The following is a 404-nucleotide window of genomic DNA, read 5'->3' on the forward strand; positions in this document are numbered from 1 at the left end:
TTATTTGTTTTAGTATTTGCTCATTTTCATTGACTGTTTTTATTCTTTTTTTTTTTTTAAGATTGAGAAGCTGAAAAAAGAACGTCGTTGGGAAGAAATCCACATCATTGGAGAAGCTGAGCATGCTCAGTCATTTGCTAAAGTGCTCCATCAAAAGCCGAACAGCTGCATCCATAAAAACTTTATTAACAACAGTGCAGATAAAATTTTGCACGAAGTATTTGAAAAATAACAAAAAGCTCTGGCGATGATGCCAGAGCTTTTTTTAATGGGGATGAGGGCAGAAAGTACAGGTTTCAAACGACTCTAACTCTTTGTACAGACAGCAGGTTTTGCGCATCGGTTCGGAAACAGCCCGTTCGAGCGGCATGGTGCCGATGAAAGTTTGCCACTGCGACTTGCGC

1 protein-coding gene is annotated in these 404 nt (G+C 39.9%); it reads left to right on the forward strand.

The genetic code is table 11. From position 1 onward, the window contains the following. The first annotated feature begins 16 nt into the window (after positions 1-16). A complete protein-coding gene (locus tag BHE18_RS01115; protein WP_071616923.1) occupies positions 17-232 on the forward strand; it encodes a VLRF1 family aeRF1-type release factor in 216 nt (71 codons plus the stop codon). Positions 233-404 lie beyond the last annotated feature (172 nt).

Origin of the sequence: Rossellomorea aquimaris (genome assembly GCF_001877785.1) — a bacterium.
Lineage (GTDB): Bacteria > Bacillota > Bacilli > Bacillales > Bacillaceae_B > Rossellomorea > Rossellomorea aquimaris_A.